We start from the raw sequence: 19,048 nt of genomic DNA, 5'->3' as shown, positions 1-19,048 counted from the left end.
AGTGAGTAAGACCCCTTAGAGATGATGAGGTTGATAGGTCTGGTGTGGAAGCGTGGCGACACGTGGAGCTGACAGATACTAATCGGTCGAGGGCTTATCCTTATACGTTTGGAAACGTCGATATCTAGTTTTGAAAGAGCAATCTTTCGCTGCAAGATTTTTTTGAAAAAAAGTTCTTGCAAAATCTGAATTTTCGTAGTAAGATTTATCTTGTCTTCTACAAATGACAGACGGTTTTGAGATTACATAGGTCCAGTGATGATGGCGAAGAGGTCACACCCGTTCCCATACCGAACACGGAAGTTAAGCTCTTCAGCGCCGATGGTAGTTGGGGGTTTCCCCCTGTAAGAGTAGGACGTCGCTGGGCCACACTCAAAACATTGAATGTGGCTTCTTTTTTGAATGTTCCACAGTAGCTCAGTGGTAGAGCTATCGGCTGTTAACCGATCGGTCGCAGGTTCGAGTCCTGCCTGTGGAGCCATTGCTTCCATAGCTCAGCAGGTAGAGTGCTTCCATGGTAAGGAAGAGGTCACCGGTTCGAGCCCGGTTGGAAGCTCCATATTGGCCCGTTGGTCAAGCGGTTAAGACACCGCCCTTTCACGGCGGTAACACGGGTTCGAATCCCGTACGGGTCACCATTTTATATCACTTATTCGGAGGATTAGCTCAGCTGGGAGAGCACCTGCCTTACAAGCAGGGGGTCGGCGGTTCGATCCCGTCATCCTCCACCATTTATGCCGGTTTAGCTCAATTGGTAGAGCAACTGACTTGTAATCAGTAGGTTGGGGGTTCAAGTCCTCTAGCCGGCACCATCTCTACTTACTAACGAAATAAAATAGCAAGTAGGACAACGAAGCACATGATGCTTTTTTTCATGTGGAGGGGTAGCGAAGTGGCTAAACGCGGCGGACTGTAAATCCGCTCCCTCCGGGTTCGGCGGTTCGAATCCGTCCCCCTCCACCATTTTCACATAAGATCAAAAGAAAAAGAACAGAATAACCATATGCGGGTGTAGTTTAATGGTAAAACAAGAGCCTTCCAAGCTCTGGTCGTGAGTTCGATTCTCATCACCCGCTCCAAAATGGGGCTTTAGCTCAGCTGGGAGAGCGCCTGCCTTGCACGCAGGAGGTCAGCGGTTCGATCCCGCTAAGCTCCACCATATACATACATAACAACCTTAAGTGTAAAAGCTTAAGGTTTTTTGTTGCTTTCTTTTTAAAATTCTTGCACTAAAAAATAATCCACGTATTAAGTTATTCTTCATTGATTAGGTTGATTGTAGTGAAAGGCGCCGACTCCAGCGTGTGGGAGTGAGACAGGTGAGACCTTTTAAAGGCGCGTAGCGACAAAAGGGCTCACCGCTCACCCCGCGGAAAGCGTGCGCCTGTAACGGAAATCAAGGCTTCTTTGATTTCTTTCGAAATTATCATGATGTGCTCAAAATATTTGACATATCTTACACAACCATCATACAATAGTAGTAACAAAATACTTCTCCTAAAGGGGAGTAGCTTTTACAGCAAAGTCGTCATTTCAGAGCGCAGGCTCTCGGCTTTGTTGGCAGCAGCCGCAATGAAATCGGTGCTGTTAGCAAGACCTTTACTGTTATGGTAAAGGGATTAAATGCGCACACTAAACCTTTACCAGACTGGTGAAGGTTTTTTTATATACAAAAACAATCATAGGAGGCGTTACTGATGGATGCTACCATTTTGGCAGAGTATGGATCGGTGCTGCTATTGCTCATTGCACTGGAAGGTTTATTGGCGGCGGATAATGCTCTTGTACTGGCAATCATGGTGAAACACCTGCCGGATGAGGAACGTAAGAAGGCTTTGTTTTACGGGCTTGCCGGAGCATTTGTATTCCGGTTTGCTTCGCTCTTCGCGATTTCGTTTCTGGTTAACGTATGGCAGGTACAGGCGATAGGAGCTTTGTATTTGTTATTTATTGCAGCCAACCACATTTTTAGAAAGCTGATCGTAAAGAAACACGATAAGAAGGAAAAAGAGGAGAAAAAGAAAGCAGGCTTCTGGCCGACTGTTATTAAGGTTGAGCTGGCAGACATTGCATTCGCAGTCGATTCAATTCTTGCTGCTGTAGCGCTGGCGGTGACGTTGCCAGATACGCCGCTTCCGAAAATCGGGGGTTTGGATGGCGGAAAGTTTCTTGTGATTTTTGCAGGAGGACTGATGGGGCTTATAATTATGCGTTTTGCGGCCAACTATTTTGTAAAGCTTTTGAAAGAAAGGCCAGGTCTAGAAATCGCAGCGTTCTTGATCGTCGGCTGGGTCGGTGTAAAATTAGCGGTCTATACCCTATCTCACCCTGAGCTTGCTCTTCTCCCAGAAGGGTTTGCCAAGTCATTCGAGTGGAAAGCTGTTTTCTATACTGTCCTGATTTTAATTGCAGTGGGCGGTTGGGTGTTCTCTAAAGCAAAGAAAAGCCAGGCGGCATAATGCCTGGCTTTTAGTATATCTATACAGCGTTTTGCAGAGTTGAACCATCAAATGCTGTACGCTTACAATGAAGAGGAGGTTTGTTTCAATAGAAGGGGAGGCTTATAAGAAATGGCTAGAGAGATAACGTTAATTGGCGTTCCGATGGACTTAGGTCAGACCCGACGAGGTGTCGACATGGGACCGAGTGCCATTCGCTATGCTGGTGTGATTGAGCGCCTTGAAAATTTACAATATGAAGTGACAGATATGGGTGACATTGAGATTGGCCGACGCGACAGCAATCCTTCACCCGGCCATGATAACTTAAAGAACCTGCAAGAAGTAGAGAAGGCAAGTGTTGAGCTAGCACGCGCTGTTTCTGAAACGATTAAAAGTAAGCGCTTTCCACTTGTTTTAGGCGGAGATCATAGCATTGCGATTGGAACGCTTGCAGGCGTGGCTGAACATTATCAGAATTTGGGCGTGATTTGGTACGATGCGCATGGTGATTTGAATACAGCTGATACCTCGCCGAGCGGAAACATCCATGGAATGCCGCTTGCTGCAAGCCTTGGCATCGGCCATGAAAAGCTCGTTAATATCGCAGGGTACGCACCAAAGATCAAGCCGGAAAATGTAGTAATAATTGGTGCTCGTTCATTGGATGATGGGGAACGTGAGCTGATTAAGGAAAAAGGCATCAAGGTATTTACGATGCACGAGATCGACAGGCTGGGTATGGCACGTGTGATGGAGGAGACGTTAAGCTACTTGTCAGCGTGTGATGGTGTCCATTTAAGTCTGGACTTGGATGGATTGGATCCGCATGATGCTCCAGGAGTAGGAACGCCGGTTCTTGGCGGGATCAGCTACCGCGAAAGCCACTTGGCCATGGAGATGCTCGCCGAATCAAACGTCATCACATCTGCAGAGTTTGTTGAGGTGAATCCAATTCTTGATGAGCGAAACAAAACCGCCACTGTAGCGGTTGCGTTGATGGGCTCGCTGTTTGGGGAAAAATTACTATAAGACTTTCGTCATAAAAAAGACAGCTGCTGAAGAGCTAAAGCAGCTGTTTTTTTGTTTTTAATTGATGAAATTCATTGAGAAGGCGGTCAATATATTGAGACAGTTCAACCACCTCGTCCGCAATAAGCGGCAGGTGTTTGGACAATTCATTCATTTGTTTTCGGGAGTGTTCAATTTCCATCAGTAAAAGGTCGCGGTTCAAGACAGACAACTCCTTTATTGGTCTTTAGTCCCACTATTCCCGATTTTAGAAAATTAAAACACTATTTGAAAAAATTGTATGCAAATTTAATTACGTTCAATAAAATGATACAATAAAGAGAACGTGGCTGACGCCTATATGTAGTCAGCCCTTAGTGGATACATATACTTTTTAGCTCCCTCGAGATTCCTCGCAGCAAAAAGTGATAGTTTGTGGAAAAAAGTTATGAAGTAAGTTGAAACCTTTTTACAGGTTAATTCGTAGAGTAAAGCCGAGGTGTGGTGGACAAATGGACGCCCTTATAGCAAACATGGTCAGCCAGGTCAAAAACGGGGACAGGGACGCATACGAAGGAATTGTGGACTTGTTTAAGGATAAGATTTTTCAGCTGTGCTACCGTATGACAGGCAACCGACATGAAGCAGAGGATTTAGCACAAGAAGCGTTTTTACGCGCATACATGAACATAGAAAAATATAATGGCGAGTACAAATTTTCGACATGGCTTTTTCGCATTGCCACCAACCTTTGTATTGACCGCCTTCGTAAGAAAAAACCCGATTACTCGCTTGATGCAGAAGTTCCAGGGACAGACGGTGCGAACATGTACAGCCAGCTGTCGTCTAAGGAGCCCCTCCCTGAGGAGACCATTACGGAATCGGAGAAACGCATGGAGCTGCAGGCTGAGATCCTGAAGCTTCCGGAGAAATACAGGACGGCCATTCTTTTAAAGTATATGGAGGATATGTCGTTAGAAGAGATCAGCCAGGCGATGGACATACCCGTTCCGACGGTTAAAACGAGGATTCACAGAGGCAGGGAAGCGTTAAAGAAAGTGTTTCAGCAAACGGCTGTAAGTAAATGAGGTGAAACGTATGGGCTGTGAAAAAGAATATTATGATAACTTAATGAATAAAGTGATGGACGGCGATGCAGATGCATCGGAGCAGGAACAGTTTGAATCTCATTTAGGTGAATGCGCTGTTTGCCGAGCCGAGTATGAGGCGGTAAGCTTCCTATTAGACGAGCTGGAAACATCGGATCTGCATGCCCCGGTTGGGTTTACCGCAGCGGTGATGAGCTCATTGCCCTATCAGAAAAGAAAATTCCACCTGCAAACGTGGCTGAAAAGGCATCCGTTCCTGACGGCAGCTGCTGTGTTCATGCTGTTCATGGCAGCATCGGTGACGACTCTGTTTAACCAGCAGGATTTGGCCGTTATCGAAGGAGAAGGAAACCTCGTCATTAACGAAAAAGAAAAGACGGTAACCGTTCCAAAAGGTGAAGTCATTAAAGGCGATCTCGTCGTCGAGAACGCGGATGTGCGGATAGAAGGCAAGGTAGAAGGAGATGTGACGGTCGTAAAAGGCAATCAATATCTTGCTTCTGCAGGTGAAGTAACGGGTGACAGTAAAGAAATCGGCGCGGTTGTCGAATGGATATGGTATAAGCTCAAATCCATTACACCAGGCGCAGACGAAACGAGCAAATCAGAAAGCCGCGGGTATGAGCCGGGGCTTTTTTTTGTGGGGAATTAGTTGTTGTTTTGGTTGTTCGGATGGTTTTGGTTCTTGGACGGAGGGTAGCAAACATGTTCTTCGGAGTTAATGTGGTTTTGGACTTGTTTGGTTTTTGAGGTAGGTATATTTTATTTTTGTTTTCGTACGGCTTTGATGTGCATAGTGCCATGGATGTTTGCATTTTATGGTTATGCTATAATAGAGCAGTTATTATTTAATTTTTGCTACTACCCGAGAGGGAGGGTTGTCATGCTGGCAATCAAGGATGGAGAAATTTACGGCTATTTAACTCAAATAATTGATATTCTTTTGGTGACGTATGTCATCTATAAATTAATCATGCTGATTCGCGGTACGAAGGCGGTTCAGCTTTTAAAAGGGATCACGGTGATTATACTTGTGTGGTTCCTGTCTAGTGCGTTTAACTTGAAGACGCTAGAATGGCTGATGGACAAGGCGATTACATATGGTTTGCTTGCCATTATTATCATTTTCCAGCCGGAGCTGAGGCGTGCGCTTGAGCAGCTGGGGCGCGGTCGTTTCTTTTCAAGGGCGGGTATGCCGGAAGAGGAAGAGATGGAAAAGTCGATTGCGGCGATTTGCAAGTCGACGAGTTATATGGCGAAGCGTCGTATTGGAGCCATTATTTCAATTGAGAGAGAGACAGGGCTCAGTGATTATGTGGAGACGGGCATTCCGCTTTATGCGAAGCTGACGTCGGAGCTGCTGACGAATATATTTGTTCCGAATACTCCTTTGCATGATGGGGCTGTGATTATTAAAGCGAGTCAGATTTTCGCGGCGGGCTGTTATTTGCCGCTTACGGAGAGTCCGTTTATCTCTAAGGAGCTTGGTACGCGTCATAGGGCGGCAATCGGGGTGAGTGAGGTCACGGATGCGGTGACGGTTATAGTGTCGGAGGAGACGGGGACGATTTCGCTGACGAAGAACGGGGAGATATACCGTAATCTTGATGAAGAGTCGCTGAAGAATCTGCTGACGGCTGAGTTGATTATATCGAATCGAACGTCTTCTTCATCTCGCTGGAATTGGAGGGGGAAGAAGAATGGATAAGCTTCTTAACTCCAACTGGTTTGTGAAGATCATTGCGTTTTTGCTTGCGTTAATGCTTGCCATGGGTGTGAGCATGGAAACGGAAGAAGATACGGCAAACAAGCTGCTTTGGACGATGTCTTCTAAAAAGAGCGAGACGCTTAACGATATTAGCATCGTTCCGTATTTTGATCAGCAGAAGTATGTGCTGACGGATATGCCGGCATCGGTGGATGTCCGCTTGAGCGGTCCGGCTAGTTTGATCACAAAGACGACAAAGGTTGATCGTGAGTTTGAGGTATACATTGATTTAACAAAGGAAACAGAGGGTCCGAAGAAGGTGAAGGTGAAAATCCGGAACGTGCCTAAAGGTCTGACGGCGAGTGTAGAGCCGTCGACTGTAAATGTAACGCTTCATAAGAAGGTTACGAAGGATGTGCCTGTTAACATCGATTTAAAAAACATTCGCAAGCTTCCGTCAGGGTATTCTCCTGGTGAGGCTGAGTTTAGTCCGAAGACGGTGCGGCTGACGGGTGCCGAGGATATTGTGAACGATATTTCGTTCATTACTGGATTTGTTGATGTGAGCAAGGCGACGGAAACAATTGAAACGAATGTCCCTCTTAAGGCGTATAACAGCCAGGGTGATGTGGTGGATGTGTTGATTAATCCGGAGACTGCGAGTGTGAAGGTGCCGATTAATAAGCCGAAGAAAAACGTTTCCGTGTCGGTGAAAGAAAAAGGGCAGCTTCCTGAAGGGCTTCGCTTAAATGAGATTATTGTAGACACTGAGATGGTCATGCTGACCGGACCTCAGTCACTGCTGGATGAAATTGATGAGATCACCGCAATGGAAATTGATTTAAGCAAGATTACGAAGGATACATCGTATGAGGCTGAGCTTTCTATACCTGAAGGGGTGAAGGCGACACGTGACCGGGTGAAGGTGACAGTGGACGTTGAGGAAACGAAAATTAGCCGAGCGTTCCGTGATGTTCCGCTAACCATAGAAGGTCTTGCGTCAGAGCAGGAAGCGGATATCCTTGATCCTGTGGGCGGTGTGATAGACATTGAAGTAACGGGGAAAAAAGAAGTGCTGGACAGGCTCACCGCATCCGATTTTAAAGCGGTCCTCGACGTCAGCGGTCTAGATGACGGAGAGCATGCTGTTAAGGTCAGGTGGTCGAAGCCAGCCGGCGTAACGATCGATGAAGAAGCATTGCAAGCAACGGTTGCTATAAAGACGAAAACAACCAGCCAATAAGCTGAAGGAGAGAATAGACACATGGGTAAATTTTTTGGAACAGATGGAGTACGAGGGGTAGCCAATACAGAACTGACACCAGAATTGGCATTTAAGCTGGGCCGTTTTGGCGGTTATGTACTAACGAAGGAGAGCGACAAGCCGAAAGTATTGATCGGCCGTGATACACGCATTTCTGGCCAGATGCTTGAAGGGGCACTTGTGGCGGGTCTTCTTTCAATCGGTGCGGAGGTAATGCGTCTAGGCGTCATTTCCACTCCAGGGGTTGCCTTTTTGACGAAGGCGCTTGGTGCTCAGGCAGGCGTCATGATCTCGGCATCTCACAACCCTGTAGCGGATAACGGAATTAAGTTTTTCGGCCATGATGGATTCAAGCTTTTGGATGAGCAGGAAGCTGAAATTGAAGCACTGCTAGAAAAAGAGACAGATGAGCTTCCTCGTCCTGTAGGCGGAGACCTTGGATCAGTGAGCGATTATTTTGAAGGCGGACAAAAGTATCTTCAGTTCTTGAAGCAGTCGCTGCAGGGTGACCTTTCCGGCATGAAAATCGCGCTTGATTGTGCGCATGGTGCGACATCTTCCCATGCGGTTCATCTATTCGCTGATTTAGAGGCGGATATTTTCACAATGGGTAACAATCCGAACGGCTTGAACATAAATGAAGGGGTAGGCAGCACGCACCCTGAAAAGCTGGCGGAGCTTGTTGTGGAGAAGAACGCGGATATGGGCCTCGCGTTTGACGGAGACGGAGATAGACTGATCGCAGTGGATGAAAAAGGAAACATTGTGGACGGCGATCAGATCATGTTCATTTGTGCAAAGTTTTTGAAAGAACAGGGAAGACTAAAGGATGATACAGTTGTATCGACTGTCATGAGCAATCTTGGCTTCTATAAAGGGATCGAAGCAGCAGGGATTAAGTCTGCTCAGACAGCAGTGGGTGACCGCTACGTGATGGAAGAGATGAGAAAAGGCAGCTACAACCTTGGCGGCGAACAGTCAGGACACATTATTTTCTTAGATTACTCTACAACAGGAGATGGCATGCTTTCTGCAATTCAGCTGGCGAGCTTCGTGAAGGCGTCGGGCAAGCCGTTATCAGAGCTTGCAGCAGAGATGCAAAAGTTTCCGCAGCTGCTTGTGAACGTGAAAGTGGCAGACAAGACAAAGCTTGATGGCAATGAAGCGATCAAGAGTGCGATCGACGCGGTTGAAGAAGAAATGAACGGGGACGGCCGTGTACTTGTTCGACCATCTGGAACAGAGCCGCTCGTGCGTGTGATGGTAGAAGCGCCAAGTGCAGAGCTTTGCGAAAAGTATGTTGATCAAATTGCGGATGTCGTCAAAAAAGAATTAGTGTAATACCCAGAGAATGAAAAAGGGCACGAATCCTATGCTAAAGCGGCTCACCATACGCGCCGCTTTTGCATAACTTTTTATATAAGACAGATCACCGTATACGTGTTAACTGTCTAAAAATGTTAAAAATAATTGACGGGTAAATAAAATCCGTGTAATATTGGTTTGTTCTTACTCAAAAAGGGAAAGGAGAGTAGAGGAGCCAAGTTATTTACCAAGCGCCTGAACTGCTTACCGGACGAAGAAGTATAAGCAGTTGACGAGGAAGAGGTTCATCGAATTTTCGGCGGATGCCTCTCGGGATTGATCAGACCGTAAGCTGTTGCTCAAACCAGGCAAGGTGACTTCCTGAACAAAAGCAATCAGCAGATCAAAGAAAGAAATCAAACATAGGTGGGGCCGCCGAGCCCTGCTCTTCGGCCCTGCCCTGATGGCTCACTGTAATAGATGAGCGTAATCCAAGGGAGGATATTTAATTATGTGCGGAATTGTTGGTTATATCGGAAATACGGATTCGAAGGAAATCTTGCTGCGCGGTTTAGAGAAGCTAGAATACCGCGGCTACGACTCAGCAGGCATCGCCGTATTGAATGAAAATGGTGTGCACGTGTTCAAGGAGAAAGGCCGCATCGCGAACCTTCGCGAAAGTGTGGATCTTTCTGTTGAAGCGCCGATCGGGATTGGACATACCCGCTGGGCGACACACGGCAAGCCAAGCAAAGTGAATTCTCACCCGCACCAAAGCACGACGAGCCGTTTCACGCTCGTGCACAATGGTGTTATCGAGAACTACGAGCAAATAAAAAAGCAGCAGCTAGCAGGCGTTACATTCGTATCTGACACAGATACAGAAGTGATCGTTCAGCTTGTGGAGAAGTATGTGAACGACGGTAAAGAAGTGGAAGCGGCATTCCGCCAGACACTTTCTGACCTGAAGGGTTCCTATGCAATCGCGCTGCTTGACAATGAAAACAATGACACCATCTATGTTGGCAAGAACAAAAGCCCGCTATTAGTCGGTCTTGGCGAAGGATTTAACGTTGTAGCGAGTGACGCGATGGCGATGCTTTCCCAGACAGACCAGTACGTAGAGCTTATGGATAAAGAAGTCGTTATCCTAACGAAGGACAGCTATACGATCATGACACTTGACGGAGAGACAGTGGAACGCGCGCCGTACACGGCTGAGCTTGACGCAAGCGACATCGAAAAGGGAACATACCCTCACTTCATGTTAAAAGAGATCGACGAGCAGCCGTTCGTTATGCGTAACATCATCAACAAATACCAAAATGAAGACGGCAAGCTGAAGCTTGATGACGATATCCGCCAGGCAATGACCGCTGCAGACCGCGTGTACATCATCGCATGCGGAACGAGCTACCATGCTGGTCTTGTAGGAAAGCAATTGCTTGAAAACATCGCGAAGATTCCGGTAGAAGTGCACATCGCATCAGAGTTCGTGTACAACATGCCGTTACTCAGCGAAAAGCCATTGTTCATCTTCATCTCACAGTCTGGAGAAACAGCAGACAGCCGTGCCGTACTCGTTGAAGTGAAGCGTCTTGGCCACAAGGCACTGACGATCACAAACGTTCCAGGATCTACGCTTTCTCGTGAAGCGAACTACACGCTTAACTTGTATGCAGGACCTGAAATCGCGGTAGCTTCTACAAAAGCATACACAGCACAGATCGCGGTACTTGCTATCTTAGCGGTGGACTCTGCCCACGCGAAAGGCATCGAGCTTGATTTCAACCCGATGCAGGAGCTTGCGATCGTGGCGAACGCGATGGAAACACTTTGCAGCCAGAAGGAGCAGATGGAAAACATCGCTCGCGAATACTTGTCTGTTGCGCGCAACTGCTTCTTCATCGGCCGTTCTGCTGACTTCTACGTATGTTTAGAAGGTGCGTTAAAGCTGAAAGAAATCTCTTATATCCAGGCGGAAGGATTTGCTGGCGGAGAATTGAAGCACGGAACAATCGCGCTGATTGAAGAAGGCACGCCGGTTATCGCGCTTGCAACACAAGAGCACGTAAACCTGAGCATTCGCGGAAACGTGAAAGAAGTAGCAGCACGCGGAGCTTACACATGTGTCATCTCTATGGATGGCATGCAGGACGAGGAAGACCGCATCGTACTTCCAGCGGTTCACGCTTACCTGACGCCGCTCGTATCTGTACTTCCGTTGCAGCTTATCTCATACTACGCAGCGCTTCACCGCGACTGTGACGTAGATAAGCCGCGTAACTTGGCGAAGTCGGTAACAGTGGAATAGACGTATAACGAAAAGCTGATAAAGGGACCCTGACTATAATCGTCAGGGTCCCTTTTAGCTTTATATGATGGTTTATGACCACAGTAGATAACATCATGGCTGTAATCCATCATGCATTGATGCCTACTATCACTCTTTAAATTTATCTCTTAACAAGGAACCATAATAGCTGATCACATAATTGGCTTCTGTGTTTAATTGAAGCAGGTTGTTGTGTGTCGTGGATTCATCGTGAATACGGTATTTCGTTAAAGGTTCATCCAAGAAATACATATGATATCCGTGAAACAGCACCCGGAACCACATACAATAATCTTGAGTGAACTTCAAATCGGGATTGAAATAGCCAACCTTTTGAAACAAAGTTTTCCGCATCATAACCGTACAGCCGTTGATAGGATTTCCTATAGTCATCGTCTCATAAAGCTCTTTTATCGTAGAGAATTTTTGGGATACCGCTGAATGTATAAGATGATTATGTTTGTCCACTACATCAAAATTGGTATAGCTGATATCCGCCTGATTGGATTGCATAAACGCCAATTGCTTTGATATTTTCTCAGGCAGAAAGTAATCGTCAGAACTTAACCACGCAATATATTCTCCAGAAGCGTTTTTAATGCCAAGATTTAAGGCGGTTGCTGTTCCTCCATTATCTTTTCTCACATAAATAATCTTATCTTTGAAGTGATCAAGATGTTCAACATAACGAGTGGAACCATCATCCACGACGATAATCTCAATGTTAGGATAGGTTTGATTTAGAGCACTATTTATCGCATGAGCCACGTAGGAACAGTTATAGAACGGAATGATGATCGAGACTTTCGGATTCATTCACACCAAACTCCTAAATAAAAATGTGTACATGCTAAAGAACCATTCACTTTTTTTAGCATATATCGTTACTATATTCATGAAAAAGACTCGGTGCTCATTCTTTCGTCCTCGAAATGGACAAGAAGGAGACTAGTTTCTGCTGAAAATATGCGATAAAAGGAATTATGAAAATGATGAATATACTTTTTGTATTTTACAATCCTAGTGGCGGAGTTGAAACGCTTAACAGACAAAGAAGTGCAGCATTAAAAAAGAAAAACATAAACTGCCATTTTCTTTATTATGGCAAAACGAGAGAGTTAGTTCATGACCATGGTGGACCAATATTTATTACGAACGATGACGGTGACATAAAAAAAATAGTGGATCAGGGAAATTATGCAGCGATAGTGGTTACTTCTGATTATGCATCTCTCTATCGTTTTAGAAAACTTGGATACCAAGGCGTGCAAATCTTAGAAATCCAAGGATATGGTCCGAAAATTACAGCGAAATTAGAAATGACCCAGGCTATTCCCTATGTCAATTATTTTGGTAATGCTCTGCTGCATCCGAAAAATCCTCATATAGCCGAAATATTTGAAGAATTATTCCCCAGCGTTCCTACGTTTCGTTTCAACAATTGTTTAGATACCTCTCAGTTTACTCATCAATCCATTAAGGTTCCTTCCCATCCAATCCTCGCATGGATTGGGCGCTTCCAAGATAATAAAAACTGGAGAGAATTTATCGAAATTGGCTACCGATTAATCACGACTCATAATCCTCATATACAATTATATATGTTTGAAGACCCTTCTTTGGCAGTAAGCAGTGAAAAGGAGGAGTTTCACCGGTTAGTGAACACGTTACAGTTGAAAGATGCCGTTAAGGTTTTCGCAGATATACCAAACAGCGAAATGCCTGCCTATTTTTCTGCAATCGGTGATTCAGGTGGATTTTATTGTTCGACTTCAAAGGTGGAAGGAGCCCCGTACTCCGTTATAGAGGCGATGAGCTGCCGATGTCCTGTGCTGACGACCGATGCAGATGGTGTGAGAAGTTCCGTGCTGCATAATCAAACAGGATTGTATTATCAAATTGGGAACATTGACGATGCGGCCAGCAAAGCCATTGACATTATGACAAACCTTACAATGAGAGAAAGCATTCGCTTTCAAGCACGCAAACACGTGGAGTCACAGTTTAACCATGAGCTATACGGTATGCACTTTATTGAAATGCTTTGTTTTTTGCAAGCGAAAAGTGCAGAGAATTGCAGCGGAAAATACATAGGCTTGCAGCGAAGTTCAATCCTAAATTTCTTCTGGCGCTTTAACAGAAGAAAGGGCGTTTTTCAGCCTGTAACTTTCTCCTGTAAAAGCAATGATATGAGCGTGATGAACCAAGCGATCGACCAGGGCCGAGGTCAATCGGTTATCCCCAAATACCCGGTTCCATTGGCCAAACTCTAAGTTTGACGTCACGATGACACTTTTATGTTCATAACAGTCGGCTATGATATGAAACAATAATTCAGATCCCTGCTTCTGAAATGGTACGTAGCCTAGCTTATCCAGTATCAGTAAGTCACATTTTTCAATCTGACGTTTTAACCGTTGTAAAGTCCCTTCCTTTAACGCCTCTTCAAGTTGACCGACAAGGTCAGCCACTCGAAAGAACCTTACTTCATACCCCATCTCACATGCCTTTGCTCCTAGGGCCGTAGCTAAATGAGTTTTTCCCGTACCCGGAGAGCCTAAGAGAAGAAGATTCTGCTTCCCTTTTAGAAAGTTCAGATCGATAATCGCCCCTTTTGTTGTGGTCGCCGGCAGATGCAGCTGCTCGGTCCATTCATAGTCTTTCAGCCATTTAAGCTCCCTGAACTTAGCCTTTTTCATCAAACGTGTGATCTTTGCGTTTTGTCTCAACGTAACTTCCTTTGAGAGAACCTCTTTAAGGAATTGCTCCTTGGAGACAAACTCGATTTCCTCATAATGCTCGGAAACGTAGGCAAGGTATAAAGTCTTGCAGACTTCTTTGAGCTCTTTCAATGCGAAACCCTCCCCTCAAGCTGCGGGATCAGTTTTCGATCATATGTATGGAGGTCTGTCTGATAGTCATGCAAGATGCTCGGAGTATGGGTTTCCGGCATTTTCTCGGGATATGACGCCTTTTTTGCCCCGATTAGATAGCCGAGTTCATGAGGCTGCCTTTCAAACCTGCTATCGGTCTCCAAAGCCAACTGGATTTCTTCCAGAGAATGCTTCTCGAGAAGTGTTTTAAATCCCCTTAGCCTTTGCTTTATTTCTTCTGGCTTTATCGTAAGATAAACCCTGACCCTTTCGGGCAGATATTTGAAAAAACGTGAATAGGTAACGGCTCTCGGTTTTCTGATCCAGTCATCGAGTATATCAAACCACGGGATTGCTCTTGTTTTGTGCATGTAAGGCCTGAAGTCCTGATAAACAATTTCTCCGTTATTGGTGAAACAGGTAAAGGCATTCCATTCCTTTTTAATCACTAATGAATGCTTGATCTTTGCTTTATGAATGACGAATTTCTCTCCATCTACCGTTATTTCTCCATATTTGTTCAGAGTAGATTCATCCAAAGAGTAAATCTCCAGATCACTTATCGGCAATGCCTTTAGCTGGCGTCGGTCTTCTTCAAATAAATCTTTGATGAGTACCGATTTTTCGTAATGCGGCCTGTTCATATCTTCTTGCATTTTTACTTGCAGCCAGGAAGCTAATTGTGGGAAATCTGCCATTACGGGTGCTGTGACGAATACGTTATTCCTCGTGTATCCTACTTTTTTCTCCACGTTGCCCTTCTCGTGACCGCTAGAAGGATTGCACGCCTGGACTTCAAATCCATAATGGGAGCGAAACCGAAGAAAGGAGTCTGTGTAGGTTCTCTTGTCTCCCTTTCCAATGGAAACTACAGCAGCTGACAGGTTATCAATCCTTAAATGGGTGGGAACGCCTCCGGCCTGTTTGAATAATTGCTTCAATCCTTCCAGGAAACACTCTGCATTTTCTGCCGGAAGAGGATACGCAAATCCTGCATTGCTGAAAGGGAAGCTCATGATCAAGACCTTGAGGTCTTTGTAGGATCCATCTTTCACAACCGTCATTTGACCAAAATCTACCTGTGCTTCACCCGGAGGGTGTTCCAGCCTCTCATACCTTGTGCCCTTTTCCGCTTTAAGTACTGGTCGCCTATATTGCACGTATTCGCAGACCGTTCGATAAGAACCTTTAAAACCATGTTCATCCCGAAGTTGCTCAAACAATCTCTTGCTCGTTCTTCTTTCTTTTTGCTTAAGTTTCATGTCTTCTTCAAGCCAGATGTCCACGATCTCGCCATATCCTTCTTCGTACATCATCCCCCTGTTTCTTGAAGGAAGACGCTCAAGGGGAACGTCCCCATCCGCGTGTTTCTTTACGGTCCGCCAGTTTCTACCTGTCTTTCTGGCGATCTCATTTATGGTTAAGCCTTCGTTATCTCTAAGAAATTTGATATAATTAGTCTCAGGCATTGCTAGCATCCTTTCAATTCCCCCAACTGTTAAGATCTCGTCAATCCAAACAGTAGAGGTTATTATGGGCGCTGGCAAGCCTATTTTTTATGCTCTCAGGTTATGCATAAATCTCCCGCATAACTCTGTACTTTTATTTTGCAATAAACAATGCTTCAATCCTTAGGGATAGATTGTAGTGGTTTATCCAGTCCAGAGATTGAGGACTGAAAGTGGAACGATAATGTAGGGAGGCTAACAAGTGGTGAAAATACAAACAATCCTGGCGAATGGTTATCGTTTGATATACAGCATCTAGCAGCCATTACCAAGAAAATACCCCATCGATATCGAAGCCGCTTCGATATCGATGGGGTATTATAGGTACACGTTGACGCTCTTATTTCGCAGACAATTCGTCCTCTGTCACCCACATATGGTTAGTAACCTTTTCTCCGTTTTCTCCCGTATAGTCAACCGTATAGACGGTTGTCTGCTCAGCCGAATCAATGACCGCTTCCGCCCCGTTCATCCCTTCCATATGCTCCGCGTTCAGCGTGACCTTAGTTCCAGGCTTTAACGGCTCCTCACCAGCATCCTTCAGCTCCTCATGAATGACCCATTTGTGATCAGTCACTTTTTCTCCGCCAGTTGTCGGTGTGTAGGAAACGGTGTAGACGGTTGTGTCATAAGCTCCTGAAACGATCGCCTTTGCGCCATTCATTCCAGGCATATGATCCGCATTGATCACAACAGGACTGCCAACCTCGAACTTCGGTTTGTCTGCCTTTTTCAGACCCTCCGGAAGCATGCCCGAACCACTGTGATCCATGCCGCCATGATCCATTGTTTCCTTCTTTTCCTCTTTGTTTTCATGCTTCATGCTATCCATGTTCTCTTCCTTATTCCCGCACGCGCCTAGTACAAGAATGAAAGAAAAAAACAAAGCGGTGATAAACGATGATCGCAATTTCATGTTTATTCCTCCTTCAGTTTTACTAGAGTTATCATTATAGTGTTACCAATTGATACTGAATACCTGTAGTATAAAAAACAGTTGTGAAGAACTTATGAAGATGATGGTCGTTTGGCAAACCTTGTTTCCGAAAAAAATAATTGGATTTTTAAGGAAACTTCATGTATGATAGTCCATAATATTTGAATAATGAAATATTCGTTGATGAGGAGAGTAATAATCGTCGTTTCGATGGAAGAGAGCCGGGGATGGTGGGAGCCTGGTACGATCACGATTATGAAGCGCACCTCTGAGAAGGCTTATTGAACGATACGTAGATAAGTCCGGTGATTACCGTTATCTGTTTAAGCCGGCTTTTATAAGCAAGTAGAGTGGTACCGCGAGTTCAACCCTCGTCTCTAATTTTTTTAGAGATGAGGGTTTTTTATTTTATATCAAAACCATACAGGAGGTTTGTTTATGAAATACAAACATGCAGTTATAACAACCATTTATCATTCGTTGGCGGGGATGGGAATGTCAGCATTCTCTAAAGAAGAGATTGCAAAAAGCATCGAAACCCCTCCCAAACAGGAAATGGGAGACTATGCTTTTCCATGCTTTATGTTAGCGAAAGTGTTAAGAAAGACGCCTTCGCAAATTGCACAAGAGCTCAGCGTTACGATTCACCACGAGTATATTGACCGAGTGAAGGCTTTAGGCCCGTACTTGAACGTATTCTTAGATAAGGAAAAGACAGGAGAAGACCTTGTCACACACGTTCTCAGCCAGAAGGAGAAGTTCGGAAGCTTATCGATCGGCAGCGGCCAGCATGTTTCTATTGATTTATCCTCACCGAATATTGCGAAGCCTTTTTCGATGGGGCATTTACGCTCGACGGTAATCGGAAACGCGTTATCAAACATCATGGAAAAGTGCGGGTTTGTGCCGGTGAAAATTAATCATTTAGGCGACTGGGGTACACAATTCGGCAAGCTGATCACAGCGTACAAAATGTGGGGAACCGAAGAAAAAGTAAAAGCAGAGCCTATTAAAGAACTGCTGGCTTTGTATGTCCGTTTTCATGAAGAAGCGGAAAAGACACCAAAACTAGAGGACGAGGGGCGAGCATGGTTTAAGCGATTAGAGGATGGAGATGCAGTTGCTCTTTCGTTATGGAAATGGTTTCGTGACGAGTCGTTAAAGGAATTTGAACGCATCTATCAGCTTATGGGAATGGAGTTTGATTCCTTTAACGGTGAATCATTCTATAACGACAAGATGGAGCATGTTGTCGAGCTTCTTGAAGAAAAAAAACTGCTCACAGAATCGGATGGCGCGATGGTGGTTTCGTTAGAAGAGTTTGGGTATCCGCCTTGTTTAATCAAAAAATCAGATGGTGCAACTTTGTATGCCACAAGAGATTTAGCGGCAGCACTTTATAGAAAAAGCACCTATGATTTTGCCAAAGCCTTATATGTGGTAGGAGGAGAACAGTCGCTGCATTTTAAGCAAGTGTTCCACGTTTTGAAAAAGATGGGGTATCACTGGTCAGCGGAAATGCATCACATTCCTTTCGGGATGATGTTAAAGGACGGGAAAAAGATGTCCACTCGAAAAGGAAAAATTGTATTGCTTGAAGAAGTGCTACAAGAAGCGATTAAGCTGGCCGCCCAAAATATCGAAGCGCGAAATCCTAATCTTGCGGATAAAGAGGAAGTAGCGAAGATGGTCGGGGTAGGTGCGGTCATTTTCCATGATCTAAAAAATTACCGCTTAAACGATGTGGAATTTTCGCTGGAGGATATGCTGACGTTCGAGGGAGAAACCGGACCATATGTACAATATACGTATGCCCGTGCTTGTTCCATTTTGAGAAAAGGAGAAATAAGCACCGGTCATGCATGCTCTTATGAAGCCTTTAAAGATGACAAGGCTTGGGCTGTGTTGTCATTGTTAATGAAATTTGAAGAGGTCATGAACAGCGCGTACCAGCATTTTGATCCTTCTCAAATCGCAAAGTACATCATGGATCTGGCACAAGCGTTCAACAAATATTACGGCAGCGTCCGCATTCTGGACGAAGACGAACAGCAGCAGTCACGACTTCAGCTCGTTCAAGCCGTGACCATTGTTCTAAAAGAAGGATTACGACTGTTAGGTATTAAAGCGCCTGAACGAATGTAATAGCATTTTTGGAATATAAAACATAAAAGGAAGTGTTTAAAATGGCCACCCCTATATTAGCTGAGATCGGTACTGTCTTCATGCCGGTAAGAGACATTGAGAAGGCACGGGATTGGTATTGCAGTTTGCTTGGCATCGAGCCAGATGGCGAGGTGTTGTTCGGTCACATTTATGTGATTTCTATGACCAATAGTACGAACCTGGTGCTCGACAGCAAGATTTACTCGCCTGAGGCGATCGTGAAGACGCCTATGTTTCATCTCAACACGAAAGATATTAAAGCAGCTTATTCGTTCATAAAGGAAAAGAAGATCGAACTCACGACCGAAATCCAGCACGGTCACTATTTCAACTTTAAAGACCCAGACGGAAACATGCTCATGATCTGCAAATGCTAAAAAGAAGCCAAGAACGG

At 45.0% G+C, this 19,048-nt stretch carries 15 protein-coding genes, 8 tRNA genes, 2 rRNA genes, 1 pseudogene and 1 other annotated feature; of the genes and pseudogenes, 21 read left to right on the top strand and 5 right to left on the bottom strand.

All coding sequences use genetic code 11. The features are described from left to right. From ACFQPF_RS14380 to rocF, 12 genes are all read left to right on the top strand, one after another. Positions 1–102 (top strand): 23S ribosomal RNA (locus ACFQPF_RS14380); the annotation flags it as partial. A gap of 149 nt (positions 103–251) precedes the next feature. Next, positions 252–367 (top strand): 5S ribosomal RNA (gene rrf / locus ACFQPF_RS14375). A gap of 39 nt (positions 368–406) precedes the next feature. Further along, a tRNA-Asn gene (locus ACFQPF_RS14370) sits at positions 407–481 on the top strand. Positions 482–483: 2 nt separating this feature from the next. After that, positions 484–559: transfer RNA gene (locus ACFQPF_RS14365), tRNA-Thr, on the top strand. A 4-nt stretch (positions 560–563) separates the two neighbouring features. Next, positions 564–638 (top strand) — tRNA-Glu (locus ACFQPF_RS14360). Positions 639–655: 17 nt separating this feature from the next. Continuing rightward, positions 656–731: transfer RNA gene (locus tag ACFQPF_RS14355), tRNA-Val, on the top strand. 5 nt (positions 732–736) lie between these two features. Continuing rightward, positions 737–812: transfer RNA gene (locus ACFQPF_RS14350), tRNA-Thr, on the top strand. A 66-nt stretch (positions 813–878) separates the two neighbouring features. Further along, positions 879–963 (top strand) — tRNA-Tyr (locus ACFQPF_RS14345). Between the two features lie 42 nt (positions 964–1,005). Beyond that, positions 1,006–1,079, top strand: a tRNA-Gly gene (locus ACFQPF_RS14340). Between the two features lie 4 nt (positions 1,080–1,083). Continuing rightward, a tRNA-Ala gene (locus ACFQPF_RS14335) sits at positions 1,084–1,159 on the top strand. Positions 1,160–1,697: 538 nt separating this feature from the next. Beyond that, positions 1,698–2,459: a TerC family protein gene (locus ACFQPF_RS14330; RefSeq protein WP_379750407.1), complete on the top strand. Its 762-nt coding sequence runs from the start codon at positions 1,698–1,700 to the stop codon at positions 2,457–2,459. 111 nt (positions 2,460–2,570) lie between these two features. Beyond that, positions 2,571–3,470 (top strand): arginase, encoded by a 900-nt coding sequence (gene rocF, locus ACFQPF_RS14325; protein WP_379750406.1) that lies wholly within the window; start codon positions 2,571–2,573, stop codon positions 3,468–3,470. Positions 3,471–3,504: 34 nt separating this feature from the next. Here rocF and ACFQPF_RS14320 read toward each other — a convergent pair whose 3' ends face one another. Beyond that, a complete protein-coding gene (locus ACFQPF_RS14320) occupies positions 3,505–3,672 on the bottom strand; it encodes a Spo0E family sporulation regulatory protein-aspartic acid phosphatase (RefSeq protein ID WP_379750405.1) in 168 nt (55 codons plus the stop codon). Between the two features lie 289 nt (positions 3,673–3,961). On the opposite strand from ACFQPF_RS14320, the gene sigW reads away from it, so the two are divergent. The 6 genes from sigW to glmS all read left to right on the top strand — a co-directional run bounded on the left by sigW (position 3,962) and on the right by glmS (position 11,149). Beyond that, the gene (sigW, locus tag ACFQPF_RS14315) at positions 3,962–4,537 is read left to right on the top strand and encodes an RNA polymerase sigma factor SigW (protein ID WP_379750404.1); all 576 of its coding nucleotides are present in this window, start codon (positions 3,962–3,964) and stop codon (positions 4,535–4,537) included. A gap of 10 nt (positions 4,538–4,547) precedes the next feature. Then, a complete protein-coding gene (locus ACFQPF_RS14310) occupies positions 4,548–5,210 on the top strand; it encodes a zf-HC2 domain-containing protein (RefSeq protein WP_379750403.1) in 663 nt (220 codons plus the stop codon). Between the two features lie 231 nt (positions 5,211–5,441). Then, positions 5,442–6,266, top strand: coding sequence for a diadenylate cyclase CdaA (gene cdaA, locus ACFQPF_RS14305; protein WP_379750402.1), 825 nt, complete (start codon positions 5,442–5,444; stop codon positions 6,264–6,266). Beyond that, positions 6,259–7,509, top strand: a complete 1,251-nt coding sequence (locus tag ACFQPF_RS14300) for a CdaR family protein (RefSeq protein WP_379750401.1) — start codon at positions 6,259–6,261, stop codon at positions 7,507–7,509. Before cdaA ends, ACFQPF_RS14300 begins: the two co-directional genes overlap by 8 nt. A gap of 21 nt (positions 7,510–7,530) precedes the next feature. Further along, complete coding sequence (gene glmM / locus ACFQPF_RS14295) at positions 7,531–8,871, top strand: phosphoglucosamine mutase (protein WP_379750400.1); 1,341 nt, start codon at positions 7,531–7,533, stop codon at positions 8,869–8,871. Between the two features lie 475 nt (positions 8,872–9,346). Then, positions 9,347–11,149, top strand: a complete 1,803-nt coding sequence (glmS, locus tag ACFQPF_RS14290) for a glutamine--fructose-6-phosphate transaminase (isomerizing) (protein WP_379750399.1) — start codon at positions 9,347–9,349, stop codon at positions 11,147–11,149. Between the two features lie 129 nt (positions 11,150–11,278). Here glmS and ACFQPF_RS14285 read toward each other — a convergent pair whose 3' ends face one another. Then, positions 11,279–11,986 carry a glycosyltransferase gene (locus tag ACFQPF_RS14285; protein WP_379750398.1) on the bottom strand — a complete coding sequence of 236 codons (708 nt, stop codon included), beginning with the start codon at positions 11,984–11,986 and terminating at the stop codon, positions 11,279–11,281. Between the two features lie 167 nt (positions 11,987–12,153). On the opposite strand from ACFQPF_RS14285, the pseudogene ACFQPF_RS14280 reads away from it, so the two are divergent. Continuing rightward, a pseudogene (locus ACFQPF_RS14280) lies at positions 12,154–13,146 on the top strand (glycosyltransferase family 4 protein); the annotation flags it as partial. A gap of 138 nt (positions 13,147–13,284) precedes the next feature. Here the strand turns inward: ACFQPF_RS14280 and istB are convergent. The 3 genes from istB to ACFQPF_RS14265 all read right to left on the bottom strand — a co-directional run bounded on the left by istB (position 13,285) and on the right by ACFQPF_RS14265 (position 16,467). Continuing rightward, positions 13,285–14,022 carry an IS21-like element helper ATPase IstB gene (gene istB / locus ACFQPF_RS14275; protein WP_379750397.1) on the bottom strand — a complete coding sequence of 246 codons (738 nt, stop codon included), beginning with the start codon at positions 14,020–14,022 and terminating at the stop codon, positions 13,285–13,287. Continuing rightward, positions 14,019–15,521: an IS21 family transposase gene (gene istA, locus ACFQPF_RS14270; RefSeq protein WP_379750396.1), complete on the bottom strand. Its 1,503-nt coding sequence runs from the start codon at positions 15,519–15,521 to the stop codon at positions 14,019–14,021. The genes istB and istA overlap by 4 nt, the downstream gene beginning before the upstream one ends. A 370-nt stretch (positions 15,522–15,891) precedes the next feature. Beyond that, the gene (locus ACFQPF_RS14265; protein WP_379750395.1) at positions 15,892–16,467 is read right to left on the bottom strand and encodes a YdhK family protein; all 576 of its coding nucleotides are present in this window, start codon (positions 16,465–16,467) and stop codon (positions 15,892–15,894) included. Between the two features lie 192 nt (positions 16,468–16,659). Further along, positions 16,660–16,870: a binding site (T-box leader), on the top strand. Positions 16,871–16,926: 56 nt separating this feature from the next. Between ACFQPF_RS14265 and argS the strand changes: the two genes are divergently transcribed. Together argS and ACFQPF_RS14255 are read left to right on the top strand one after the other, a co-directional pair. After that, the gene (gene argS / locus ACFQPF_RS14260; RefSeq protein WP_379750393.1) at positions 16,927–18,633 is read left to right on the top strand and encodes an arginine--tRNA ligase; all 1,707 of its coding nucleotides are present in this window, start codon (positions 16,927–16,929) and stop codon (positions 18,631–18,633) included. 41 nt (positions 18,634–18,674) lie between these two features. Continuing rightward, positions 18,675–19,031, top strand: a complete 357-nt coding sequence (locus ACFQPF_RS14255; RefSeq protein ID WP_379750392.1) for a VOC family protein — start codon at positions 18,675–18,677, stop codon at positions 19,029–19,031. Positions 19,032–19,048 lie beyond the last annotated feature (17 nt).

It is taken from the genome of Fictibacillus iocasae (assembly GCF_042665465.1).
Taxonomy (GTDB): domain Bacteria; phylum Bacillota; class Bacilli; order Bacillales; family Fictibacillaceae; genus Fictibacillus; species Fictibacillus iocasae.
The sequence above is the reverse complement of the archived record's forward strand: the minus strand, read 5'-3'. Positions and strand labels throughout refer to the sequence as shown.